Raw genomic sequence first — 24992 nt, 5'->3', positions numbered from 1 at the left:
TCTGGCAGCTGTTCAGGATCAATCAGCCAAGGAAGCCTTGTGATCGCCGTCCGCCCCGTTTTACCCCATGAATGGCCCACTTACCGCGATCTGCGCCTGCAGGCATTGCAGGATTCGCCAGATGCCTTTGGCAGCACCTTCGCCGCCGAGTCGCAACGCAGCGATGAAAACTGGGCCACGCGGATAGCGGCGGCCCATGCCAGCGGCAATGACCGGGCGTTTTTCGCCGTTAACGGCGACGCCCTGTGCGGGATGGTCTGGTGCAAATTGTCCGCGGCCGAGCCAGGTGTGGCCGATATCTACCAGATGTGGGTCGACCCGGCCGCGCGTGGCCTGGGCGCCGGCAGTGCCTTGCTCAAGGCGGCGCTGGGCTGGGCTGCCAGCGTGGCCGTGCGCCGGGTGGGCCTGGGCGTGACCCTCGCCGACAGCCCTGCGATGCGCTTGTACCAGGCCCATGGCTTTCAGCCGGTCGGCGCCCCGCAGCCATTGCGCGAAGGGTCCAGCCTGATGTCGCAGGGGATGCAGCGACAGCTGGCTCGCTAGTCCTCGAAGCGCCCCGACGGATCGCGATCTTTTTCGTAGTGGTGGCTGAGCGGGAAGGGTGGCAGCCAGGATTCGCGGCGGGTGGTCCAGCTTTCGTAGGTGGGCGTGAACAGGTTGGGGGCATCCAGCGCGCCGAGGTTGATCTCGACTTCATCGCCTGAGCGGGCGAACACCGACGAGCCGCAACGTGGGCAAAAATAGCGCCCGGCGTAGTCACGGGTTTCGCCTTCGATGCTGACTGCCTCTGCGGGGAAAATCGCCGAAGCGTGAAACAGCGCGCCGTGGTGCTTGCGACAGTCCAGGCAGTGACACAGGCCGACCCGGTAGGGGCGTCCCGAGGCTGCAAATCGCACGTTGGCGCACAGGCAACCGCCGGTGAGTGGGTCCATGGTGGGGCTCCTCATGTGTGTTAGCGGCCCTCGCGGGCTAGGGTTCGCAGATTTTGTACAACCCGAGACTTATGATCATTAACACGAACCCAATAAAGATCAGCCTGCCGGAAACAAGCACGCGACGCTTGAGCTGCCAGGGAAAGTTTTGCACTTGCGCTGCATCGAGCTGGCCTCGGCGAATATGTTTGTGGGGGGAGGCCAGCAAGCCACTTATCATTCCGACCAGTACCCAACGTGACACCAGGCTTGAAGTCCCCCAAACGCGAATCTGCTGCTCAAGCCAAGTGCTGCTTTGCAGCGCTGAAAGCGATCTTTCGAAATCTCGGCCATTTGCGATGCACGCATTCATCACGATCCCAGTCATCATGATGATCCATGGGCCTAGGATCAGTACCATCTGCACTTCCAGGGGCCAGGAACGAGGGTCAATAATCATGGGCCTGTCCAGTTGTAAAATAGTTCTCCAGCAAGATCGCCCGATGTGTTGCCAATCATGCTTCCCACATAAGTGCCCATGCCTACCAGGACTATGCCGCAAACGGCGCCGCCGTGCGGTCCGATGCCTACGCACACCGAAGCGGCGGCCCGAAGCCACTATCTGACCGTCAGTCATGCTGCGCGGCACGATGTAGAAGCCGGGCTGCAGCAATTCTGAGGAAGACATTATCGAGTGAGCTGGGGAAGGTGTTGAGGGTGGCATCCTTGTCATGCGCAGGTTCCTTGGGCAATGAAGGCCGGAACCTAGCACCGCCGCTCGCGATCTAGCGCACCGCTGGACGGAATCGGAAAGATCCTACAGTGACAGCGGATTCGGATTGGCGGGCGTACGATGAGACCGGTACAGCCAGCACTTCAGGTGCTGGCCGAATTACGACCGCTTCGCGCTCGATCGCGGGTCAAGCCCGCTCCCACAGGATTGATGCGAGCCCGCACCTGCAGCATCAGTACCCGGTCATCTCCAGATAGCCCTTGCCGCTCACACTGCCATTAAAGCGCACCGGCCCTTCCCAGTACGGAAAACGCGTCGACATCCACGCTTTGGGCTCCAGTGCATCGACCTGGACATCCACCCCGTGCGCCGGCACTTGCACACGCCAGCGGGTTGGCAGCTTGTGGCCGTTGTCCTGCGTGCTCCAGGCCAGCTCCTGGAGCTGGATCTGCGCACCCTGCAGAGCCTGGGCGTTGCCTTCGGCGCTGATCCAGGTGCCTGCGCGGTAGGGCGTGCCCTGGGCTTCGCGCACGCGAAACAGCATCAGTTTGGCGCCGCTGTCCAGGTGCAGGGAGAACCAGTCCCAGCCCGATTGCCCGGCCGCCAGGGGCTGGCTGCTCCATTCGCGGTCGAGCCAGGCGTTGCCGGTCACCGCCACGCGCTGGCCGTTGCGTTCGACCTCGCCGCTGACCTGGTAGAACGGCTGGCTGTAATAGTACGAGGCCTGGCCCTTGCCGGATTTTTCGCTGTAGCCTCGAGCGCCGTGCAGCACCAGCGGGCCGTTGCTGATCAGCTTGAGGGTGTAGCTGAAACCCTTGCCATTGGCGCTCATTTGCAGGCGCCCGATGTCGTCGCTGCCTTGTAGCGACCAATCGTTGATCCAGGCGCGAAACGGCTGGGGCTCGACGCCCGCCTGACCGATGCCGCCGCGCGCCAGGGTTTCGGCGTATTGATGGCCGCCGGGGCCGGTGAGCGCGGCGTGGCCCATCCACAGGTTGGGGCTGTTCCAGTCGGTGGTTTCGGTGCCTGGGCGCAGGGCCGAGCGGAACAGCGTCCACTGCGCGCCCCAGTCACGGCCCTGAGCGTCCTTGAGGTTGGCGGTGACGTACCACCATTCGATGCGAAAGCCGGTGTGCGGCCCGTGATCGAGGGGGAACAGCAGCGGATGATCGCGGGTTACCGGGGTGAAGGCCGCAGCGTCCTGGCCCAACCCGGCAAAGCCTATGGGAGCAGGTGTGGGCTGGTCGCAGCCACCCAGCAGCAACAGGCCGATCATCAGGCAAAGGTCAGGTTTCATCGGCAAACTGCCTCAACAGTTCGCTGGGCTGGCTCCGCGCCAGTTGCCACAAGGGCCAGGCGCTGGCCAGCAGGCTGGTCAACAGGCCAAGCAGCGCCAGCTGTAGCAGTTGCGCGGCAAACACATGCAGCGGCAGGCGCCAGCCGAAAGCCTGAACATTCACCACCGCCACCAGGCACCAGGCCAGCAACAGCCCGAGAGGGATCGCCAGCAGCACCGTCAGACTGCTCAGCATCAGGGTTTGCCCCAGTGACAACCCTACCAGCTGCGTGCGCCGCACACCCAGGGCCCACAGCGGCGCCAACTGGCCCAGGCGGCTCTGGCTCAAGGTCAGCAAGCTGATGAACAGGGCGATGCCCGCCACCCCCAGGGTCAGGCTATTGAGGGCGGTGGTGGCGGCGAAAGTGCGGCTGAAGATTTCAGTCGACCAGCGTTTCAAGCTGGCTTGCTCGACCATGCGGCTGTCGTCCAGGGCGAAGCGTTGTTGCAATTTGTCTTTGAACGTGGCGATGCGCTCGGGCGCAAGATTGAGGCTGATGGTGCTCAGCGTCGCCTGCGGCAGGTGCCCACGCAGCCAGTCGGCATTGACCAGCAGGTGGCCCTTGGGGTTGCCATAGTCGGCATAGATGCCCACCACAGCCATGGTTTGATTGGCCAACTGCAGGTTGTCGCCCAGCTGCACGCCCAGGCGCCGGGCCAGTTGCTCGCTGAGCATCAGCGCATTGCCGCTGGCCAGTTGCGCCCAGGCCTGCGGGCTTTGCTCCAGCAATGGCCAGCGCGCGGGGTAGGCGGGGTGATCGATGATGCCCTGGACCTGCACCGGCCACTGCTGCACGCGTATTTCGGCACGCCAACTGGGCAGCAACGTGGTGATTGCCGGTTGCTCGGCGAGCCAGTCAGTGAGTTGCAGGGCCTGAGTCGTGTCCTGCGGTGTGAGGTACAAGTCGGCAGAGAGGCGCTGGTCGAGCCAGCCGCTGAAGGTCTTGCGAAAGCCCTCGGTCATGCTGCCGACGCCGACGCTGGCGGCCAATGCCAGCAGCAGCGCCATCAGCGCCAGGCTCAGTGCCGGAAGCTGCTGACGGCTGTCGGCGACAAACCACTCGGCCAGCGCCCCGCGACACCCGCGTGCCAGCCAGGCCAGCGCGCCGTCGAGCAGGGCGGGCAGCAACAAGGCCGCCGCCAGCAACAGCGCTGCCAGCAGGATCAAGGCACTGGCCAAGCTGTTGCCCCATTGCCAGCAAGCGAGCGCGACCACCAGCAACAGCCCGGCGACCGCTGCCTGACGGCGCAGCCACGGCCCCTGGGCCATGCGCCAGGCCTGCGGCTGGGCCAGGGCCAGCAGCGGCAAACGGGCGGCGCGCAACACGCTGCCGGCTCCGGCCAGCAAGGCACCGAGCAGGCTCACGGCGATGCCCGCCAGCCACCACCCGGCTGGCAGGCTCAGTTGCCCGGCCACCTGGGCGCCGTACAGGCCGCGCAAACTGGCGGCGATATCGGGCAGCAACAGCGCGGCCAGCCCATAGCCGCTGGCGGCCCCGGCCAGGCCGCCGAGTACGGCGAAAACTCCCAGTTCCAGGCTCAGGCCGAGCAACAGGGTGTTGAGGCTGATGCCACAGGCACGCAGGTTGCGAATCAGCCCGCGGCGCTGTTCCAGGGCCAGGCCGATGGCGGCGTGGGCGATGAACAGGCCGACGACGAACGCCAGCAGGCCCAGCGCCGTGAGGTTGAGGTGAAAGCTGTCGGTCAGGCGCTGCAGGTCGCCGTCATCGCTGGGCGCTTGCAGGGTCAGGCGCGCGGCGATGTCTGCGGGCAAGGGCCTGGCGTTATCATTCAAAAGCAGTCGCGACAGCTGCCCGGGCGCTTGCAGCAAGGTTTGCGCATGGCCGATATCCACCACGATCACCCCTGGTGCCAACTGCGGCTGCACAACAAACGGCGGCAGTACCTGGCCGTCGCTGGTGGTTGCTTGCCCGCTGGCATTCAGAGGCAGTTGCCGCAGGGTATCGGGGCTGATCCAGGCTTGCCCGGGCTCGCCAATGAATGCCTGCACATCGAAGCCTTGCAACGGCGTGCCGGCGACGGTCATTGTCGTGGGCAGGCTCAGCGGCTCGATACCGATCAGCCGTACCGTCAGCGCTTGCTCCCCGGCAAAGCGCAAGCGACCTTCGAGCAGCGGCGACACCTGCCAGCCGAGCCTGCGCAGTTGCAGGTACAGTGCTTGCTCGAAACGCTCACCGTTGCCAGCTATCAACTGCGCCTGGGTGGGCCCGGTCAGCACTGCGCTGGCGCGGGCGTAGTCGGCCCGCGCCTGGCTGTTGAGCGCCTGCACCCCGGTCCATAGCGCAGTGGCCAGCCACAAACCGGTAAAGATGCTGAAGAACTGCAATCGATGGCGCCGCCAGTAGCTCAGCAGCGCCTGCAGGGCAATCAGCAGCGGGCCCATCAGTGCGCCTCGACCTGCACACGCCCGGCGTGCAGCACGCAGCGCTGCTCAAGGCGCGCTGCCAGACGCGGGCTGTGGGTCACCATCAGCAGGCTGCTGGCAGCCTCGGCGACCAGTTGCAGCATCAACGCCAGCACTTCATCACTGCTGCGCTCGTCGAGGCTGCCGGTGGGTTCATCAGCCAGCACCAGCGCCGGGCGAGCGGCCAGCGCCCGACCGATGGCGACCCGCTGCTGCTGGCCGCCGGAGAGTTGCTCGGGGTAGCGCTGCAACAGGCTGGCCAGACCCAGGCGGGCAGCCAGGTAGTCCAGCCATTGGCGGTCAAACCGCGCCGCCAGCCTGGCCTGAAAGGCAAGATTGGCCGCCACATCGAGGCTGCTGATCAGGTTGTACTGCTGGAACACCAGGCCGATGCCTTGCCGACGCCAGCGCGCCAGGGCTGATTCCGAACGGGCGTCCAGCGCCTGGCCATCGATCAGGATGCGCCCACTATCGGCGCGATCGAGACCGGCGACCAGGTGCAGCAAGGTGCTTTTGCCGCTGCCGGACTCACCCATCAATGCCAGGCTGCTGCCCTGGCCCAGGCGCAAGTCGACGCCCTGCAATACCGGCAGCAGGCCTTGGGCAGTGCTGAACGACTTGTGCAACTGTTCGATGACCAGCATGGGGCGGGTTCTATCCTCAGCTGTTTTTAGCGCTCGCCAAAAAATACGCCACCAGTGCATTGGCATGGCCATGGCCCAAGCCATGCTCGGCCTTGAGCCAGCTGACGATCTCCATGTGCTTCTTGCCGCTGACCGTGCCGATCAGCTCCAGCCAGTGGTTGACGGGCTGGCCGTAAGTCTTCTCGATGGAGGGGAAGTACGACGCTGGCCCTTTTACTTTTGTCTCTTCGCTCATGGTATGTGGTTCCTGATTAGGTGGGTGGGATGCGCTTCAATCTTTAGGCTCGGCTATCAACAACAATGATTGCGGCAGCGGGCTTTGTGGATGCTGCGGCTCCTGCACGGCGACCAGCTTGAAACCCGCCATGTCCAGTGCAGTGAACCAGCTGGACAAAGTGCGCAGGTACCAGGGCATGGGCTGCCACTGGCCGGCAAAGCTGGCAAAGGTTTCTTGCCGCCAACCGTCCTGATAGTTGCCGGCCGCGGCCGCCCACGGGTGCAGGGTCTGGATCACCAGGGCGCCGCCAGCGGCGAGCAGGGCGTTCATGGCGCCGAGCAGGGGGATGATGTCCTGGTGCAACAGGGCGAAGTTGGCGCAGACCAGCGAGTAGTCGCGGCCGATATCAACCTGTGCGTCTGCCAGCGCTGCATAGCTGGCCAGATACACCTGGGCCGTCCCCGCTGCCCGCGCCGCCTCGACCAGGGTCGGATCGCCGTCCACCCCCACCGCGTCGATGCCGCGCTTGGCCAGTGCGCGCAACAGCCAGCCTTCGCCACAGCCCAGGTCGAGCACGCGTTCGGGCTGGCGGCCGAGCACCGCCAGCAGAATCGCCTGGTCGGTGACTTGCTGGCGGCTTTCGATGGCGCCGCTGCGAACGGCTTCAATCCACGCTTGGGCGTTGTCTTGCCAGCTTTGCAACAGCTCGTTTTCGGGGGCAGGCATTGCGCTCTCCATTCAACATTACCAGCGCTGGCAAGGCCAGCATGCACAGCTGCAGTCTAGGCAAATGAGCCGGTGCGCACCTCCCCGTCAAGCACATAACGGGTAATCAGCACTCCACCTGGCGTGCTGCTCGAATCGGCCAAAGTAAAGGACGCCGCTTGCGCCTGGTCATCGAACAGGCGCTTGCCACGGCCGAGGATGATCGGGTGAATCAACAGCCGCAGTTCATCCACCAGGCCCGCCGCCAGCAATTGACGCACCAGCTCGCCGCTGCCCTGGGTCAACAAGGTGTCGCCGTCCTGCTGTTTGAGGGTACGAATAGCCCCGGCTAGCTCACCCACCAGGGCATGGCTGTTGTGCCAGTCGAGGGTCTCGGGGTGGTGGGTGGCGACATGCTTGGGCACACGGTTGAACAGGTCGGCGATGAACTGATCCGCAGAGTCGGTCTGGTGCGGCCAATAGCCGGCAAAAATGTCGTAGGTGCGCCGCCCCAGCAGCAGTTCGAACGGCTGCGAGAACAGCGTCTGCATGGCCTCGCCGAAGGCCTGGTCGGCAAATGGCACGACCCAGCCGCCGTAGCCAAAACCGCCGCTGGTGTCTTCTTGCGGCCCGCCCGGGGCCTGGATTACGCCGTCGAGGCTGGTGAAGGCGGCAACGATGAGTTTGCGCATGAGTGGCTCCTGATGGGGCTGCAGGCGGAACTGCCTGACACTAGTCGAACCGGCGCCGGCGAAATCGACAGCGCTTCGATCATCTGTGTACTATCGCCCCCAGGCTAATGCTGCCCGCCGCTCGCGCCCACACGGCCTCGGCTTCAGGAGAAAAACGATGATTTCAACCGAGCAAGCCAAGCAGACGGCAATCCGCTTCGACAAGCCCATTCCCATCCTGCGCAGCTTTGACGAAGCCAAGGCCCGCGAGTTCTACCTGGATTTCCTCGGTTTCAGCGTTGAGTTCGAGCACCGTTTCGAAGCTGACCTGCCGCTGTACCTGGGCATCAGCCGTGACGGCCTGCAACTGCACCTGTCCGAACATCATGGCGATGCCAGCCCGGGGGCGACGATCTTCGTGCCCACGCACAACATCGAGCAACTGCGCGACGAACTGCAGGCCAAGCGTTATGGCTATGGACGCCCGGATATCGTCGAGCAGGGCTGGGGTAAAGTGCTGGAAGTCTACGACCCGTTTGGCAACCGGATACGCTTCTGCCAGAGCTGATAGAACGGCATTGAGCCGCGATCAACTGCGGATAAAGGCCAGCAGGTCGGCATTGATGATGTCGGCATGGGTGGTAGGCATGCCGTGAGGGAACCCCTTGTAGGTTTTCAGCGTGCCGTTGCCGAGCAGTTTCGCCGACAGCGGCCCGGAGTTGTCGTAGGGCACGATCTGGTCATCATCGCCGTGCATCACCAGCACCGGTACCGTGACCTTCTTCAGGTCCTCGGTGAAATCGGTCTGCGAGAAGGCGACGATACCGTCGTAGTGGGCCTTGGCGCTGCCCATCATGCCCTGGCGCCACCAGTTGAGGATCACCCCTTGCGACGGCTTAGCGCCCGGACGGTTGTAGCCGTAAAACGGCCCGGAAGGGATGTCGTGGTAGAACTGGGCGCGGTTGGCCGCCAGTTGCGCCTGCAGGTCGTCGAATACTGATTTTGGCAGGCCGCCGGGGTTGCTGGCGGTCTGTACCATCAGCGGCGCAACCGCGGCGAGAAGGGCGGCCTTGGCCACCCGCTCCTGGCCATGGCGGGCGATGTAATGGATGACTTCGCCACCGCCGGTCGAATGCCCGACATGCACGGCCTTTTGAACACCCAGGTGCTTGACCAGCGCCGCCACGTCATCGGCGTAATGGTCCATGTCGTGGCCATCCCAGACCTGGCTGGAGCGCCCATGGCCACGGCGGTCGTGGGCGACGACCCGATAACCCTGGGCCAGAAAGAACAACATCTGCGTATCCCAGTCGTCGCTGCAGAGCGGCCAGCCGTGGTGAAAGAAAATCACCTCGGCGTCACGCGGGCCCCAGTCTTTGTAGAAGATCTCAACGCCATCGTTAGTGGTCACGAATGCCATGTTCGCTGCTCCTCTGAGGTGTGGGCGAACCATGAGCATAGGAGATCAGGCTGGAACGTGATTGAAGCCTTCGACAAACGCCGCAATTTGCCGGCTACCGCACAAATGCACCACCGGTACCTGCGGCCCGATGGCTTCACGTACCCTTTCAATCCCCGGGCGATAACCGCGATCGAAGGTCCAGACGAATTTCAGGAAGGTCAGAAACGCCCGGTCCAGCTTTTCGCTGCAGCCGTCGGCGAGGTCAGGGCGCGGGCGGTTCAGCACGCTGCGCTTGATCACCCGCATCAAGCAGGTCAGGCGCGGCGTATCCAGCCAGATCACCAGGTCAGCCTGCGGCAGGCGCAGGTCGAAGGTGCGCCGCGCATAGTTGCCTTCACACACCCAGGCGTCCTGCGACACTGCCTCGCGCACGCGCGAGCGGAACTGCTCGGCATCCGGCTCGACCCAGCCGGGCTCCCAGAACAACCTGTCCAGGTGCACCACCGCCAGGCCCAGTTGCTTGCCCAGGGCGCGGGCGAGGGTGGACTTGCCGCTGCCGGCGTTGCCCAGAATTACGATCCGTTGCATGAGGGACTGCCTTGTCGGAAAAAAAGCCGGCGATTGTGCAGGTTTTGTCGGGGCAGTGAAAGTGTATCGGTAGGGATTTTGCAGCTATCCGGGCACTCACTAGCCGGGCGCAGAGGGAATCAGATCGTCTTCAATCCACTTGGCAAGCCGGTGCCGGTTGATAGCGCGCGCCATGTGCGCCAGATAGGCCAACTCTGCAGTGCCGAGGGTCAATCCGTGGGACAGGAGTAGCGCCAGACCCTCAAGCGCATCGTGCTCTTGCTCCATGCAAATGACCGTTTGCCGGGCCGGGGTGAGGCCGTTGTTGGCGACCGATGAAAGGCTTGCACCACACTCGATCAAGCGCTTGGCGCGGTCCGCCCGACCGAACTTGAGCAGCGTCGAGAGTACGGTGAAGCCATCGTCGCTCGCTGCATCGACACTGTTGTTGCTGCTGTACCAGGCCAGCACCCATTCGAACACAGGGTCATCACTGTCCAATGACACCCGGTGCAGCAGGTTATTGCCGCCAAGGCTGTTTTTTTGCAGAAAATCAACGCCATTGGCCGCAAGAAATTCCAGCGCCTGAATGTTTTCAGCCACATAGAACAGAACAGGAGTGCCGTTATAGGATTCGCGGTTCTTGATCGGCGCAAGCAGGCGCTGCATTGCCCTGTTGTCGCCATTGGCCAAGGCGTCAGCGGCTTCAAACAAATCGATTATCAACGCTTCATTAGTCATCGCGGGCTCTGGGTCGAAAAATTGCGGACAAGACCGGCCCCTGGCGATTGCCCTGGTGTGCAGAACACCCGCTGGCGCTGGCCTGATCATGCACTTTGCATGATGGGCATGTTCGCAACGTGCTGCAACCTATTGAATTTATAGCCATTGCCCTTTCAACCGGTTTGGCACAGGGCGTGCACCCGTTGTAGTGAACATTCGATGTTCCTCACGGGAGTTCTACAACAATGATTACAACATCAGAAACCCACTCCACCTCCATCGTCGAAGCGCAAAGCCGCTCCGGCGTGTCATGGGCGGCTATATTTGCCGGCGCGGCGGGCGCCGCGGCGTTGTCGTTGATACTGGTTTTGCTCGGTATCGGGCTGGGCTTCTCGGCAGTTTCGCCGTGGGTTGGCGACGGCATGAGCGCCAAGGGCCTGGGTATCTCGACGATTGTCTGGCTGGCGCTGACGCAGATTATCGCCTCCGGCCTGGGGGGTTACCTGGCGGGCCGTCTGCGGGTCAAATGGGCGAGCGTGCATGGCGATGAGGTGTACTTTCGCGATACCGCCCACGGCTTTCTGGCCTGGGCCGTTGCCACGCTGGTCACGGCAACGCTGGTGGTCGGTTCGGTCAGCAGTATCGTCGCTGGCGGCGTGCAGGCGGGGGCTCAGGTCGCCGCGGGTGCTGCAGGTGGCGTTACTGCGGCAGCGACGGCTGCCAGCGGTTCCCAGGGTAGCGACCCCTATGGTTATTTCGTCGATACCCTGTTCCGTGGCGATGGCACGGTGGCGGTCAACGAAGATGCTGCACAAGTAGCGGTGACCCGGATCATGGCGCGCGCGTTGAGCAACGGCGGGCAACTGAGCGGCGAAGACCGCCAGTACCTGGCGCAACTGGTCAGTCAGCGCACCAACCTTGCGCCGGCCCAGGCCGAGCAGCGTGTCGACCAGGTCTTCGCCCAGGCGCGCCAGGCAGTGGACGACGCCAAAAAGGCTGCCCGTGAAGCGGCTGATGCCGCCAGCAAGGCGGCTGCGCTGTCGGCATTGTGGATGTTCATTGCCTTGCTGTGCGGGGCGTTCTTCGCCAGCCTCGCCGCCACTTACGGCGGCCGTCGTCGCGATGCCGTGGTGCTGGTCGATGACTACGTCAGTGCCCAAGTCCGTTGAACCGAGGAGAACTACCATGCGTTCACTACTGTTGTTCATGCTGGGTGTACCGATTCCGGTGATCATCCTGATCGCCCTGTTCATGCATTGATTGCCTGGCGAAGTCGGCGGCCTTGCCGCCGACTCGTGCCATCCCTCAAAAAAACTGCACTCACCCCTCAGTTTTTTGAATTACCACTCGCCAGCCCAACCCCGGCAAAATCCCCGCCCACGCAACACCCAAAAATTCCATCTCCACGGACGGAGCCCATTGGTATTGCCCCCTCGCAATACTCAGCCCAGTCAATTTGGCCGGGCTTTTTTTACTGCCCAGGTGCCCGATCTACCCATGTCTCTGCGCGCTCTGAACAACGGGTTCAACCGGCTGCTGCCGGCCCCTCTGAACATCCCCCCAAAAGAATGGCTACGCGCAGGCGTTGGCGCACTGCTCGGTCTGTTTCTCGCAGGCCTGGCCTGCAGCCTGGCCTTTGGCCCGACAGTGGCGCTGCACCTGCTCGGGCCGCTGGCGGCCTCGGCGGTGCTACTGTTTGCCGTGCACTCCGGGGCGCTGGCGCAGCCCTGGCCGTTTATTGGCAGCTATGCCAGCGCCACCGCGGTGGGCCTGGTGCTGCATCACTGCTTTGGTTCGGCCTTGTGGGTCGCGGCGTTGGCCCTGGGCGTGGCGATTTTGCTCATGTGCCTGCTGCGCTGCCTGCACCCGCCGGGTGGCGGCGTGGCGGTGAGCGTGGTGCTGGCCGACTCGTCGCTGGAGGCGATGGGCGACCAGGTGTTCGAACCGATCATGCTCAATGCCCTGGTGCTGGTGGCCGTGGCGGTGATCTACAACCGCCTGACCGGCGTGCGCTACCCGAAGACCGCCGCAGCGCGCAAAGACCTGCACCACACTGCCGACGTGCTGCCAGGTGAACGGGTCGGCGTCAGTGGTGAAGACCTCGACCAGGCGCTGGAAGAGCTCGGCGAGTTCGTCGACGTCACCCGCGACGAACTCGAACGCATCATCATGGCCACCGAGCAACACGCGCTCAAACGCAGCCTGGGCGGCATTACCGCCGCCTCGGTGATGTCCCGGGACGTGCAACTGGCGACCCCGCAAACCACCTTGCAACAGGCCTGGCAGTTGCTGTCGAGCCACCATCTGCACACCTTGCCGGTACTCGATGACGCCCGGCGCCTGGTGGGGATAGTCAGCCTCACCGACCTGATCGGCCCGGCCATGGCCCAGGGGCGGTGCAGCTGGCGCGCATTGCTCGGGCGCCGGCCCAAGGTGCTGCTGGAGCAGATCATGAGCCGGCCGGTGATTACCGTGCGCAGCGACGAGCCGGCGGTGGCGCTGATTCCGTTGCTCAGCGAGCAGGGGCTGCATTGCTTGCCGGTAATGGACGGCGAAGCGCTGGTGGGGGTGATTACCCAGACCGATCTGATTGCCGGGCTCAAGCGGCAGTTGTTGAGTGAGGTGGCGGCCTCAGATCACCGGGTCCCAGCGCTGTGACCAGTCGCTCTCACCGGCGACCACTTCGCGCAGCACCCTGAACGCCTGCTGCAGCGCCTCGCTGTCGCGCTCGCGGGCATACACCAGGTAGGTGGGGTAGGTGAACTCCGGTGCTTGCGGCACGCGTTCGAATACGCCGCTGTCCAGGTAGGCCTGCACCACGCGGGTACGGAAGTAGCCGCTGCCGCCGTGTTCAAGGATGTATTGCAGCGCCAGCGGCCCGAGGTTGAAGCTCAGCGCCGGGCGCGCGCATTCGGGCAGGGCGGCGTCGTGACGGCGGCGAAAGGCCTGGCCCCAGTCGATGTACACGTAAGGCTCGGGTTTGTCCTTGCGGCGGATGCGGATGAGCTTTTCTTCCATCAGTTGCTCCACCTGCAAGCCCGGGCCGTAGGTGGGCTGGTAGACCAGCACGGCGTCGAGCACGCCCATTTCCACCTTGTGCAGCAACGACTCGCCATCGCTGACTTCGCTGCGAATGGCGTGGCCGGGCATTTCCCGGTGCAGGGCGCTGACCCAGCCAAGCACCATGGGGTTGCCGAGGCTGACTTCGCCGCCGATGTGCAGCACCTGGTGGCAGCCTTCGGGCAACGGCAGGTCGCGGCGCGCGGCCTCCCAGGTTTGCACCAGCTGGTTGGCATACACCACGAAGGCCTCGCCGTCGGCAGTGAGGCTGGCGCCGCTGCGACTGCGAATGAACAGCTGGCAGGCGAGTTGCTGTTCGAGCTTTTGTACCCGGGCGGTGATGGCCGTCTGGGTGACGTGCAGGCGCTCGGCGGCGGACACCAGGCTGCCGGTGCGGACGATTTCCAGAAAGGTGCGGGCGAGCTCGATATCCATGGGGCAGCCTGGTGTTTGCGGTGGCCTATTCTAGTGGCTTTGCACGGGTTTGGGGCGTGGCTGCACAGCCGCCAGAGAAATCAGTCGTACAGCACCGGCTGGCGATCCCGGTGCACATCGTTCAAGGCACTGATGCGCTTGTCCCGCGCCTCGCTCAGGTCGAGGCGGGCATGGATGATTTGCGTGCCGGCCGGCGCTTCATGCAGCGGCCCGGCCAGCGGGTAGCCGTTGGCATCGACAATCACCGAGCCACCGACCCAGTCCACTTCGCGCTCATGGCCGTTGCGGTCACAGGCGGCGATGTACAAGCGGTTGACCGAAGCATTGGCCTGCACCCGTACCACTTCCGCGGGCCGCTCGCCGAGCGGTCGCGGGCCGTCCGGCCAGTTCACCGGCGCGCACAGCAGTTCGGCCCCGGCCAGCGCCGGCAAGCGCACCCACTCGGGAAATTCCAGGTCGTAGCAGATCATCACCGCAATGCGTCCGAAGCGCGTATCGATCACCGGCGGCGGTTGCCCACCGGCGCTGAAGATGCGCTTTTCGTCGTTCCACAAATGCGCCTTGCGGTACACCGCGCGCACGCCGTCGGCATCGACCAGGGCGGCGCTGTTGTACAACTCGTCGCGCTCGGTGCGCTCGCAAAAGCCGCCGACGATGACGATGTCCAGCTCCGCCGCCAGCGCTGCCCACTGGCGCAGGGTTTCGCCGTTGGGGGTTTCGGCCAGGCTCAGTGCTTCGTTGCGGTCGGCGAACACATAGCCGCTTTGCACCAGCTCCGGTAGCACCACCACCTGGGCGCCTTGCCCGGCGGCGCTGCGGACAGCCTGTAGGGCGCGCTCGCGGTTTTATTTAAGTTCGCCGACCTGCGGCGCCAGTTGGCAGCAGGCGACCTGGATCAGGGTTGGACTCATGCGAGGGTTTCCTCAAGCTGGCGCTCGCTGGCTGCCGCCAGGCGTTGTTCGCCGGGCAGGTCGAGCGAGCGGCAGAGCAGGGCGTAGAGGCTGCCGGTGACCAGCAGACCAATGACAAAAGCAATGTCGGCACCACCCAGCGCAGCGGCTGCGGGGCCGGTGTAAAAGCTCAAGGCCATGAACGGCACCATCGCCAGCAAACCCAGGCCGTAGGCGATCAGCCCGGGCTTGCCCCAGGCACCGTAGATGCCGTCGGGGTTGAAGATTTCGCTGATCACGTAGTGGCCCTTGCGCACGCAGTAAAAGTCCACCAGGTTGACCGCGGTCCACGGCACCAGGAAGTACAGCATCAGCAGCACGAAGGTGTTGAAGCTGCCCAGGTAGCTCTCGGGGATGGCCAGGGCGACGATAAAGACGATGGTGGCAATCACGCTGATGCCGGCCACGCGGATCTTCAGCGACGGCGTGACCTGCTTGAAGCAGTCGATGGCGCTGATGCTGGTGAGCATGGCGCCGTAGCAGTTGACCGCCATGATGCCCACCAGCGCCGGTACCGAGATCAGCACAGTGAAGGTGCCCAGGCCCGGCAGGAACTGGTTGCCCACTTCGCGCACACTGGCGATGGCGTCAGGCGCTGGCAAGGCCGAGGCGAGAAAGGCACCGAGGGACATCAGCCAAAGGGCCGAGCCGGCCGCGCCCAGGTAGGTCCAGAACACCACTTTCGCCGTCGGCGTGTCGTGGGGCAGGTAGCGCGAGTAGTCGGAGACGTACACCGAATAGCTGATCTGGTAACCGGCGGCCGCCGACAGTTGCACCAGGAATGCGCCCCACGAGAACTGCGGATCCTGCAGGGCGGCGTCGGCCTGCAGGGTCAGCAGGGCGCTGACGGTGAGCACGCCGAACACCAGGATCATCACGTAGGTCAGCCAGCGCTGCACCGTGTGTAGCAAGTCGTGGCCGACCACCGCCAGCAGCACGGCGATGACGATCAGGCCCAGGTACCAGGGCGTGCGTTGGCCGGGCAGCACGGTGTTGATCGCATCGGTGGCGAGGATCACGTTGAAGACGTTGAAACCGATGTAGACGAAGACCACGGCGGCAAACGGCACGATGGCGCCCTTGAGGCCGAATTGGGCGCGCGACTGGATCATCTGCGGCAAGCCCATACGTGGGCCCTGGTTGGCGTGAAAGGCCATGAAGAAGGTGCCAAAGCACACCCCGAGCACGATCGCCAGGATCGAGTACAGCGCCCCCAGGCCCAGGGCCGGGCCGGTGAAACCGGTGACCATGGTGGTGAGCACGAAGTTGCCGGTGAACCAGAACGGCGCCTGGTGCCAGACCTTGCCGTGGCGCTCGCTGCGCGGCACATAGTCGATTGAGCGAACCTCGATGCGCGGGCGTGCAGCCCCCGCCTTGTTGGCGTTGTCCACGGCAGTACCTCGTGTTGTTTTTATGGGGTAACTGGCCGATGGTCCGACAGACGGTGGGTGAGGGGAATCGTTGGTATCAAAAAATTACTTCATGGAATTCAGAAGTAATGGGCTGCGGTACAGCCCATCGCGGGCAGTGTCAGTAGCGAATCATCACCGACTTCAGCTCGGTGTAATCCTCGATAAACGCCCCGCCAAATTCACGGCCTATGCCTGAAGCCTTTACCCCGCCAAACGGCACGGCCGGGTCGAGCAGGGTATGCATGTTCACCCACACCGTACCGGCCTGCACCTGCGGCACCAGGCGCAAGGCCTTGCTCAGGTCGTTGGTCCACAGGCTGGCACTGAGGCCATAGGGGCTGGCGTTCATCAGCGCGATCAGTTGCTCTTCATCGTCATACGGCAAGAAGGTCGCCACCGGCCCGAAGGTTTCCTCGTTGAGCAGGCTGTCGTCCACCGAATTGGCCAGGATCACCGTCGGCTCGACGTAGCAGCCGGGGCCTTCGAGCAAACGCCCGCCATGGATGATCTGGCTGCCTTCGCTGCGCGCCTTGGCAAACAGTGCACCGAGCCTGGCCTGGTGCTGCTTGTTGCAGACCGGGCCGAATTCGCTGGTTTCATCCAGCGGTGAGCCGATCTTCAGCTGGGCCAGGCGCTCGCTCAAGGCCCCGGTCACCGCCTCGATCTGCGAGCGATGCAGATAAAAGCGCTCGGCTGCCGCGCAGATCTGCCCGGCGTGCAAAAAGCCCGCTTCGATGATGCCGTCCACCGCCGTGTGCACTGGTACGTCGCGCAGGAATCCGGCCGCATTCTTGCCGCCCAGCTCCAGGGTGGCGCGGGTCAGGTTGGCGGCCATGGCGCTCTGGCCGACGGCCAGGCCTGTGGGCACGGAGCCGGTGAACGAGACCTTGTCGGTGCCCGGGTGCTCGATCAGCGCCTTGCCGGCCAGGCCGGCGCCGGTCACCACGTTCAGTGCCCCGGCGGGCAGGCCGGCGTCGATGGCAAGTTCGGCAATGCGCAGGATGGTCAGCGGGGTGAATTCGCTGGGCTTGATGATGATGCTGCAACCGGTCACCAGTGCCGAACCGAGCTTCCACAAGGCGATCATGGTCGAGAAATTCCACGGCACGATGCCCACCACCACGCCGACTGGCTCGCGCAGGGTAAAGGCGGTGTAGCGCTCGCCGTTGAACGAGGGCAGCGAGGGGGTGAGGGTCTGGCCGCTGAGCTTGGTCGCCCAGCCGGCGTAGTAGCGCAAGAAATGCGCGGCCTGATCGACCTCGAAATTGCGCGAAAGGGTGATCAGCTTGCCCGACTGGCAGGTCTCCAGCTGTGCCAGTTCTTCGCGGTGTTGCTCGATCAGGTCGGCAAGCTTGAGCAGCACGCTGGCACGCACGGCGGGGGCGGTTTGTGACCATTGCGCAAAGCCACGGCGCGAGGAGGCGACGGCATCGTCGATGGTCTGCGCGGTGGCTTCGGCCACGCGGCTGATGACCTGGTCACTGGCCGGGTCGATCACCTCCAGGTAGCGGGCATCGGCCTGTGGCTGCTGGCGACCGTCGATAAAGCTGCTGTGCTCGCGTTGCAAAAAAACGCGCACCTGGGGCAAAAGGCTGATGTTGCTCATGGGACGAACCTCAAGGGAAAGCAAAGCCCCGACCCTAGCGCAGCGCCCCGGCAGTGGCTTGACTGAGCCTGCCGCCGGCCATGCACCGGCCTGCCAGGCGCTTTGTAATCTGCAAGGTTTGGCCTTAGGCTGCGGCATCCGCCTGTGCAGGAGCGCCCCTTGAACCCGATTTTCGCCTCCCTGAGCATCGCCCACCTGCGCGCGTTGCAGAGCATGCTGCAGCTGAAGAACCTCAGCCATGCCGCCGAGCGCCTGGGCAGCAGCCAGTCGGTGCTCAGCCGCCAGCTGGCACATATGCGCGAAGCCTTTGACGACCCGCTGCTGGTGCGCCAGGGCCGCGGCTATGTCTTGAGTGAACGCGGCGAAAGCCTGCTGCTGCCGCTGGGCCAGGTGCTGGCCGAGCTCGAGGCCTTGCGTCAACCGCAGGCCTTCGAGCCCAAGCGCTGCGAGCGGCGTTTTTGCCTGGCGGCCTCGGACTACATCGCCGAACACATGCTGCCGCTGCTGGTCAGCACCCTTGAGCGCGAAGCGCCGGGGGTGTCGATCGAGTACCGCACCTGGCAACCGGGGCAGTATGAACTGCTCGCCAGCGGCGAAGTCGACCTGGCTACCACGCTGTTCGACGATGCTCCGGCCAACCTGCATGGGCGCATGCTCGGCGAAGACCGCGCGGTGTGCCTGATGCACCGCGAGCACCCGTTGGCGGCAAAAACCGAACTGAGCCAGGACGATTACCGGGCCTGGAACCATGTGCGCATTTCCGGCGGTGGCGACAAGGACAGCTTTATCGACCGCCACCTGCGTGAGCAGGGCCTGAGCCGGCGCATCAGCCTGCAGGTGCCGTTCTACTCGGCGGCGGTGCAGGTGGTCGGCAGCAGCCAGGCGCTGGTCACCGTGCCCGAGCACATTGCCCGCCAGCTCAGCCGCCTGCATCCACTGACCTGGCGGCCGTTGGCGTTTGTCGAGCACAGCCAGCGCTACTGGGTGGTCTGGCACCAGCGCCTGCACGGCTCGGCCGAGCACCGCTGGTTGCGCAACCTGGTGTTCGAGCAGTGGCAGCAGTCGCAGTTCGGCGTGCACGGCGGCCATGCGCATTCGCCATAGCAGCTATGCGCGGGGCGGCGTTTTTTGGCGGTCAGCCAGGGCCTAGACTCAGGCCCACTTACCGCCAATAACAGGAGCCGCTGCATGAGCCCGGAAGAATTTCGCAAACATGGCCACCAACTGATCGACCTGATCGCCGACTACCGCCAGGGTGTCGGCGAACTGCCGGTGATGGCCCAGGTCGAGCCCGGTTACCTCAAGGCGGCCTTGCCCGGCTCGGCGCCGGTTCAGGGCGAGCCGTTCGAGAATATTCTCAAGGACGTAGACCAGTTAGTGATGCCCGGCCTGTCGCACTGGCAGCACCCGGACTTTTTCGGCTACTTCCCCTCCAACGGCACCTTGTCGTCGGTGCTTGGCGATTTTCTCAGCACCGGCCTTGGCGTGCTCGGCCTGTCGTGGCAATCGAGCCCGGCCCTGAGCGAGCTGGAAGAAACCACCGTGGACTGGCTGCGGCAGATGGTCGGTTTGTCGGCGCAGTGGAGCGGGGTGATCCAGGACACCGCGTCCACCAGCACGCTGGTCGCCTTGATCAGCGCCCGCGAGCGCAGCAGCGACTACGCCCTGGCCAAGGGCGGCCTGCAGGGGCAGGGCAAGCCGCTGATGATCTACACCAGCGCCCAGGCCCACAGCTCGGTAGACAAGGCCGCGCTGCTGGCAGGCTTTGGCAAGGACAACATCCGCTACATCGACACCGACGACGACTTCGCCATGCGCCCGCAAGCGCTGGCCGCAGCCATCGAACAGGACCTGGCCGACGGCCTGCAACCCTGCGCGGTGGTGGCTACCACCGGCACCACGGCAACCACCGCCCTCGACCCGCTGCAACCGATCGGCCAGATCGCCCGCGAGCATGGCTTGTGGCTGCACGTGGACTCGGCCATGGCCGGCTCGGCGATGATCCTGCCGGAATGCCGCTGGATGTGGGACGGCATCGAGCAGGCCGACTCGATTGTGGTCAATGCGCACAAATGGCTCGGTGTGGCTTTCGATTGCTCGCTGTACTTCGTGCGTGATCCGCAGCACCTGATCCGGGTCATGAGCACCAACCCCAGCTACCTGCAGTCGGCGGTCGACAGCAAGGTCAAGAACCTGCGCGACTGGGGTATCCCGCTGGGGCGGCGGTTCCGTGCCCTGAAGCTGTGGTTCATGCTGCGCAGCGAGGGCATCGAGAACCTGCAACAGCGCTTGCGCCGCGACCTGGACAACGCCCAGTGGCTGGCCGAGCAGGTGCGCGGGGCCGAGGGCTGGGAGTTGCTGGCGCCGGTACAGCTGCAGACCTTGTGCATTCGCCATCGAGGTGAGGGCCTGCAGGGTGAGGCGCTGGATGCACATACCCGGCGCTGGGCGGATCAGCTCAATGCCTCGGGGGTAGCCTACGTCACTCCGGCGACCTTGCATGGCCGCTGGATGGTGCGGGTGTCGGTGGGGGCGTTGCCGACCGAGCGTGAGCATGTGGCTGAGCTTTGGCGCAATTTGCAGAACGTCGTGGCGGAGTGAATTTATCGCGGGTCAAGCCCGCTCCCACAGAATTGATGGTGTTCGCTGTGGGAGCGGGCTTGCCCCGCGATGCTTTTAACATCCTATGAAAAGTACAATCTTGCCTATGGAAGTTGCATTTTCCCCCTGAGCCAAGCCTCCCATACTGGCCCCTGCATCCGCCGCCACCTGCCACTTCGCAGGCCCTGGCGGACATCCAATAATAAGCAGGGCCCCTCATGAAAAAGCCAAACCCGCTGCTCGAAGACCTTCGTTCGATTTTGCCTGCCATCGCCGCCAACGCCGCCCGTGCCGAGCAGGACCGCAAAGTCCCGGCCGAAAACATCGCCCTGCTGAAAAGCATCGGCCTGCACCGTGCCTTTTTGCCCAAGCCCTACGGCGGCCTGGAAATCTCCCTGCCGCAATTTGCCGACTGCATCGCCTTGCTTGCCGGCGCTTGCGCCAGCACCGCCTGGGCCATGAGCCTGCTGTGCACCCACAGCCATCAGTTGGCGATGTTCCCGGCCAAGCTGCAGGAGGAGATCTGGGGCGACAACCCCGACGCCACCGCCAGCAGCAGTATCGCCCCGTTCGGCAAGGTCGAGGAGGTCGAGGGCGGCTTGCTGTTCAGCGGCGAGATGGGCTGGAGCAGCGGCAGCGACCATGCCGAGTGGGCGATTGTCGGCTGCCGTCGGGCCAATGCCGAAGGCACCCAGGACTACTGCTTTGCCGTGCTGCCGCGCAGCGACTACGAGATTCGCGACGACTGGTTCGCCGCCGGCATGAGGGGTAGCGGCACCAAGACCCTGGTGATCGACAAGGTGTTCGTCCCCGAGCACCGCATCCAGAAAGCCAAGGACATGATGGAAGGCAAGTCGGCAGGCTTTGGCCTGTATCCGGACAGCAAGGTGTTCTACTCGCCGTACCGGCCATATTTCGCCAGCGGCTTCTCGACCGTCAGCCTCGGTATTGCCGAGCGCATGCTCGAAGCCTTCCGCGAAAAGACCAAGAACCGTGTGCGTGCCTATACCGGGGTCAATGTCGGCGCCGCCACACCCGCGCTGATGCGCCTGGCCGAGTCCACCCATCAGGTTGCCGCCGCTCGCGCATTTCTGGAAAAAACCTGGCAGGAACACGCCGAGCACAGCGAACGTCACCAGTACCCGACGCGCGAGACCCTGGCGTTCTGGCGCACCAACCAGGGCTACGCGGTGAAAATGTGCATCCAGGCGGTCGATCGTCTATTCGAAGCCGCTGGCGGCACTGCCTGGTTCGACAGCAACGAAATGCAGCGGCTGTGGCGCGATGCGCACATGACCGGCGCCCATGCCTACACCGACTACGACGTTTGCGCGCAGATTCTCGGCCGCGAGCTGATGGGCCTGGAACCTGATCCAAGCATGGTCTGATAGGCCTCGCCAATAACAACAATGACGGCTGCCGCGCACGGCAGCCGGGGAGTCTTGCATGTCTACCGCAACCGCATCGGCCTTCGACAGCCGCGCCTTTCGCCGTGCCCTGGGCAACTTCGCCACCGGCGTCACCGTGGTCACCGCCGCCGATCCCCAGGGCAACCTGGTCGGCGTCACTGCCAACAGCTTCAACTCGGTATCCCTCGACCCGCCGCTGATTCTCTGGAGCCTGGACAAACGCTCGAGCAGCCTGGCGGTGTTCGAGGCGGCCAGCCATTTTTCCGTGAACATCCTCGCCGCCGACCAGATCGACCTGTCCAACAACTTCGCCAAGCCCAAGGATGACCGTTTTGCCGGTATCAGCTACCAGGCAGGCGAGGGTGGGGCGCCGATCCTCGCCGATTGTTCGGCGTGCTTTCAGTGCGAAACCCAGCAGCTACTCGACGGTGGCGATCACTGGATCATGCTCGGCAAGGTGGTGGACTTCGATGACTGCGGCCGCTCGCCGTTGCTGTATCACCAGGGCGCCTATTCCATGGTGCTGCCACACACGCGCATGACCCGCCGCGAAGAAGGTCAGCCGCCGAGCAGCCACTTCCAGGGGCGCCTGAGCCATAACCTGTACTACTTGATGACCCAGGCCCTGCGCGCCTACCAGGGCAGCTATCAGCCACGGCAATTGTCCAGCGGCCTGCGAACCAGCGAGGCACGGATGCTTATGGTGCTGGAGAACGACGCCGGGCTGAACCTTGCCGACCTGCAGCGCGAAGTGGCGATGCCGGCGCGGGAAATCGACGAGGCAGTGGCCAACCTCAAGCGCAAGGGCCTGGTGTGCGACAGCGAAGCGGCCGGGCATGTGCGCCTGACCATTGCCGGTATCGACCAGACCGAAGGCCTGTGGAGCATCGCCCGCGAGCAGCAGGACAAGGTGTTCGGGCAATTCAGCGAAGAGCAGATCGCGTCCTTCAAGACCGTGTTGCAGGCGGTGATTCGTAGCTGTTGAGGGGTGATCGCGGGGCAAGCCCGCTCCTACAGGGGCTTGCGCTGTGCTGCTTTTATCTTTCTTCTTAAATTGTTATGTTATTACATAATTTTAAGGAGCCCTCATGAACTACCCCGTAGGAAGGTTATCCCTCGGCCTGTCCGCCTCGCTGCTCGCTTTGCCAGCTGCCGCTGCCGATACCGTGTTGCTCGACGCCCTCAACGTCAACGAACGCCACTATGAAGAAAGCGCGAGCGGCCCGGTGCAGGGCTATCGTGCAACTCGTTCGGGCACCGCGACCAAGACCGACACTGACATCCGCGACACCCCGCAAAGTATCGCCGTGGTGCCCAGCCAGGTGCTCGAGGACCTCAACAGCACGCGCATCGACCGCGCCCTGGATTTTGCCGGCGGGGTCAGCCGGCAGAACAACTTCGGCGGCCTGACCTTCCTCAACTACAGCGTGCGTGGCTTCACCACCGGCGAGCTGTACAAGAACGGCTTTGCCGTCAACCGCGGCAGCTACAGCGCCCCCGACACCTCCAACATCGAGCGCATCGAAGTGCTCAAGGGCCCGGCCGCCAGTCTGTACGGGCGCGGCGATCCCGGCGGGTTGGTAAACATCGTCACCAAGCGTCCGCAAGCCGAAGCCTTCACTCGGTTCAAGGCCAGCGCCGGCAGTTGGGACCGTTACCGCAGCAGCCTGGACGTCAACACGCCGCTCAGCGAAGACGGCCGGGTGTTGTCGCGGGTCAATATGGCGGTGGAGGACAACGGCAGCTTTCGCGATTACGTTGGCAGTGAGCGGCGAATCGTCAGCCCGTCGCTGAGCTGGCAGTTGAACCCCGAGACCCTGCTGTCGATCGACACCGAGTTCTCGCGTACCGAGTCGGTGTTCGACCGCGGCATCCCGGCGGTCAACAACGAACTGGGCTCGGTCAGCCGTTCGACCTTTCTCGGCGAGCCCAACGACGGGCGCATCCGCAATGACAACCAGACCCTCGACCTGACCCTGGAGCACCACCTCAACGACAGTTGGAAGTTGCGCCTGGCCAACCACTACACCCAGGGCCGGCTCAAGGGCAACAGCTCGGAACCGTCGCGAGTGGTCGGCACCAGCATCAGCCGCTTCTACCGCGAGCGCGATTTCGAGTGGAACGACAACATCACCCAGGCCGAACTGCACGGCCAGTTCCAGTTCGCCGGCTGGGAGCACCAGAGCCTGCTGGGCCTTGAGTACGAGAACTACCGCAACAGCCAGAAGTACCCGCAAAGCGCCACTTCGCTCGGCTATGGCCTGGACATCTACAACCCGGTGTATGGCCAGGCGAAACCGGCGCTGATCAACCCTAATGATTTTTTCGAGCGCACCGAGAGCTACGCGCTCAACCTGCAGGACCAGATCGCCTTTACCGAGCGCTTGCGCGCTCTGGTGGGCGTGCGCCTGGAGCATATCGAACAAACCGCGCAGAACCGCTCCACGCGCGTCAGCAACACTCAGGAAAAGGACGTCGCCACCCCGCGCGTGGGTCTGCTGTATCAGCTCACACCTGAAGTCGGGGTATTCGCCAATGCCTCGACCTCGTTCAAGCCCAACAGCATCGGCACCCAGGGCCAGATCTACAAACCGGAAAAGGGCCTGGGCTATGAAACCGGGCTCAAGCTGGACCTGTTCGACAGCCGCCTGGGGGCGACTGTCGCGCTGTTCCAGATCGACAAGGAAAACGTCATCACCACCGATGCCTTCGGCGACAGCATCGCCGCCGGCAAGGCGCGCAGCCAGGGGCTCGACCTGCAGTTCAGCGGCCAGTTGAGCGAAGCGCTGCGGGTGATCGGCGCCTATGCCTATATCGATGCCGAAGTGACCAAGGGCGATGCCGCCTTGCCCAAGGGCAGCGACTTGCTGGGCATCCCGCAACATAGCGGCAGCCTGATGGCGGTGTATGAGTTTCAGAGCGGACCATTGCTTGGCTCGGACATTGGCGCTGCAGCCAACTACGTCGGCGAGCGTTCCGGCCAGGCCGGCAGCAGCTTTCGTTTACCCAGCTACAGCACGGTCGACCTGCTGGCCCATTACAAAATCAGCGAACAGGCCACGGTGGGCCTGAACCTGAACAACCTGTTCGATCGCAAGTACTACGAGCGCGGCTACAACGCGGCGTGGAACATGCCGGGGGAGCCGCGCAATTTGATGGTCAGCCTGAGCCTGGCGCTGTAACGC

21 protein-coding genes and 3 pseudogenes are annotated in these 24992 nt (G+C 64.1%); 9 read left to right on the top strand and 15 right to left on the bottom strand.

The features are described 5' to 3' along the window. Positions 1–39: 39 nt before the first annotated feature. Positions 40–543: a GNAT family N-acetyltransferase gene (locus JYG36_RS16475; RefSeq protein WP_213601640.1), complete on the top strand. Its 504-nt coding sequence runs from the start codon at positions 40–42 to the stop codon at positions 541–543. On the opposite strand, the gene JYG36_RS16470 is transcribed toward JYG36_RS16475, so the two are convergent. From JYG36_RS16470 to JYG36_RS16435, 8 genes are all read right to left on the bottom strand, one after another. Further along, positions 540–932, bottom strand: coding sequence for a GFA family protein (locus tag JYG36_RS16470; RefSeq protein ID WP_093384178.1), 393 nt, complete (start codon positions 930–932; stop codon positions 540–542). The genes JYG36_RS16475 and JYG36_RS16470 overlap by 4 nt on opposite strands. 37 nt (positions 933–969) lie before the next feature. Then, positions 970–1371: a hypothetical protein gene (locus JYG36_RS16465; protein WP_093384173.1), complete on the bottom strand. Its 402-nt coding sequence runs from the start codon at positions 1369–1371 to the stop codon at positions 970–972. 505 nt (positions 1372–1876) lie between these two features. Further along, a complete protein-coding gene (locus JYG36_RS16460) occupies positions 1877–2941 on the bottom strand; it encodes a lipocalin-like domain-containing protein (RefSeq protein ID WP_213601638.1) in 1065 nt (354 codons plus the stop codon). Beyond that, a complete protein-coding gene (locus tag JYG36_RS16455) occupies positions 2931–5384 on the bottom strand; it encodes an ABC transporter permease (protein WP_213601636.1) in 2454 nt (817 codons plus the stop codon). The genes JYG36_RS16460 and JYG36_RS16455 overlap by 11 nt, the downstream gene beginning before the upstream one ends. Then, complete coding sequence (locus JYG36_RS16450) at positions 5384–6049, bottom strand: ABC transporter ATP-binding protein (protein ID WP_093384163.1); 666 nt, start codon at positions 6047–6049, stop codon at positions 5384–5386. Before JYG36_RS16450 ends, JYG36_RS16455 begins: the two co-directional genes overlap by 1 nt. Before the next feature lie 16 nt (positions 6050–6065). Then, entirely contained in the window at positions 6066–6284 is a 219-nt protein-coding gene (locus JYG36_RS16445; protein ID WP_093384159.1) for a DUF4287 domain-containing protein, read from the bottom strand. A gap of 36 nt (positions 6285–6320) precedes the next feature. Then, the gene (locus JYG36_RS16440) at positions 6321–6992 is read right to left on the bottom strand and encodes a class I SAM-dependent methyltransferase (RefSeq protein WP_213601634.1); all 672 of its coding nucleotides are present in this window, start codon (positions 6990–6992) and stop codon (positions 6321–6323) included. A gap of 56 nt (positions 6993–7048) precedes the next feature. After that, the gene (locus JYG36_RS16435) at positions 7049–7663 is read right to left on the bottom strand and encodes a dihydrofolate reductase family protein (protein WP_213601632.1); all 615 of its coding nucleotides are present in this window, start codon (positions 7661–7663) and stop codon (positions 7049–7051) included. Between the two features lie 190 nt (positions 7664–7853). Here JYG36_RS16435 and JYG36_RS16430 point away from each other — a divergent pair. Continuing rightward, positions 7854–8210, top strand: a pseudogene (locus tag JYG36_RS16430) (glyoxalase superfamily protein); the annotation flags it as partial. 21 nt (positions 8211–8231) lie between these two features. On the opposite strand, the gene JYG36_RS16425 reads toward JYG36_RS16430, so the two are convergent. The 3 genes from JYG36_RS16425 to JYG36_RS16415 all read right to left on the bottom strand — a co-directional run bounded on the left by JYG36_RS16425 (position 8232) and on the right by JYG36_RS16415 (position 10352). Continuing rightward, positions 8232–9062, bottom strand: a complete 831-nt coding sequence (locus JYG36_RS16425; protein WP_045201325.1) for an alpha/beta fold hydrolase — start codon at positions 9060–9062, stop codon at positions 8232–8234. Positions 9063–9107: 45 nt separating this feature from the next. Next, positions 9108–9632: a P-loop NTPase family protein gene (locus tag JYG36_RS16420; RefSeq protein WP_093384146.1), complete on the bottom strand. Its 525-nt coding sequence runs from the start codon at positions 9630–9632 to the stop codon at positions 9108–9110. Between the two features lie 99 nt (positions 9633–9731). Next, positions 9732–10352, bottom strand: a complete 621-nt coding sequence (locus JYG36_RS16415; RefSeq protein ID WP_093384143.1) for an ankyrin repeat domain-containing protein — start codon at positions 10350–10352, stop codon at positions 9732–9734. Between the two features lie 227 nt (positions 10353–10579). Here JYG36_RS16415 and JYG36_RS16410 point away from each other — a divergent pair, with 227 nt between their 5' ends. Both JYG36_RS16410 and JYG36_RS16405 read left to right on the top strand, forming a co-directional pair. Continuing rightward, positions 10580–11503: a hypothetical protein gene (locus tag JYG36_RS16410; protein WP_045201328.1), complete on the top strand. Its 924-nt coding sequence runs from the start codon at positions 10580–10582 to the stop codon at positions 11501–11503. Positions 11504–11788: 285 nt separating this feature from the next. After that, a pseudogene (locus JYG36_RS16405) lies at positions 11789–12992 on the top strand (HPP family protein). Here JYG36_RS16405 and JYG36_RS16400 read toward each other — a convergent pair. The 4 genes and pseudogenes from JYG36_RS16400 to JYG36_RS16385 all read right to left on the bottom strand — a co-directional run bounded on the left by JYG36_RS16400 (position 12966) and on the right by JYG36_RS16385 (position 17797). Continuing rightward, positions 12966–13829: a LysR family transcriptional regulator gene (locus JYG36_RS16400; RefSeq protein WP_045196624.1), complete on the bottom strand. Its 864-nt coding sequence runs from the start codon at positions 13827–13829 to the stop codon at positions 12966–12968. The pseudogene JYG36_RS16405 and the gene JYG36_RS16400 sit on opposite strands and share 27 nt — an antisense overlap. 80 nt (positions 13830–13909) lie before the next feature. After that, a pseudogene (locus JYG36_RS16395) lies at positions 13910–14740 on the bottom strand (nitrilase family protein). Continuing rightward, positions 14737–16170: a purine-cytosine permease family protein gene (locus JYG36_RS16390; protein WP_213601628.1), complete on the bottom strand. Its 1434-nt coding sequence runs from the start codon at positions 16168–16170 to the stop codon at positions 14737–14739. Before JYG36_RS16390 ends, JYG36_RS16395 begins: the two are co-directional and overlap by 4 nt. A 139-nt stretch (positions 16171–16309) precedes the next feature. Continuing rightward, positions 16310–17797, bottom strand: a complete 1488-nt coding sequence (locus tag JYG36_RS16385) for an aldehyde dehydrogenase family protein (protein WP_213601626.1) — start codon at positions 17795–17797, stop codon at positions 16310–16312. A gap of 159 nt (positions 17798–17956) precedes the next feature. Here JYG36_RS16385 and JYG36_RS16380 point away from each other — a divergent pair, with 159 nt between their 5' ends. The 5 genes from JYG36_RS16380 to JYG36_RS16360 all read left to right on the top strand — a co-directional run bounded on the left by JYG36_RS16380 (position 17957) and on the right by JYG36_RS16360 (position 24989). Further along, a complete protein-coding gene (locus tag JYG36_RS16380; RefSeq protein ID WP_045196636.1) occupies positions 17957–18901 on the top strand; it encodes a LysR family transcriptional regulator in 945 nt (314 codons plus the stop codon). Between the two features lie 84 nt (positions 18902–18985). Further along, complete coding sequence (locus JYG36_RS16375; RefSeq protein WP_093384096.1) at positions 18986–20398, top strand: DOPA decarboxylase; 1413 nt, start codon at positions 18986–18988, stop codon at positions 20396–20398. Between the two features lie 218 nt (positions 20399–20616). Beyond that, complete coding sequence (locus JYG36_RS16370; protein ID WP_093384089.1) at positions 20617–21786, top strand: p-hydroxyphenylacetate 3-hydroxylase oxygenase component; 1170 nt, start codon at positions 20617–20619, stop codon at positions 21784–21786. Between the two features lie 58 nt (positions 21787–21844). Beyond that, positions 21845–22792 carry a p-hydroxyphenylacetate 3-hydroxylase reductase component gene (locus tag JYG36_RS16365; protein ID WP_213601624.1) on the top strand — a complete coding sequence of 316 codons (948 nt, stop codon included), beginning with the start codon at positions 21845–21847 and terminating at the stop codon, positions 22790–22792. A 103-nt stretch (positions 22793–22895) separates the two neighbouring features. Next, positions 22896–24989 (top strand): TonB-dependent siderophore receptor, encoded by a 2094-nt coding sequence (locus tag JYG36_RS16360; RefSeq protein WP_213601622.1) that lies wholly within the window; start codon positions 22896–22898, stop codon positions 24987–24989. Positions 24990–24992 lie beyond the last annotated feature (3 nt).

Origin of the sequence: Pseudomonas sp. SORT22, from assembly GCF_018417635.1 — a bacterium.
In the GTDB taxonomy this organism is placed as follows: Bacteria; Pseudomonadota; Gammaproteobacteria; order Pseudomonadales; family Pseudomonadaceae; genus Aquipseudomonas.
The sequence above is the reverse complement of the archived record's forward strand: the minus strand, read 5'-3'. Positions and strand labels throughout refer to the sequence as shown.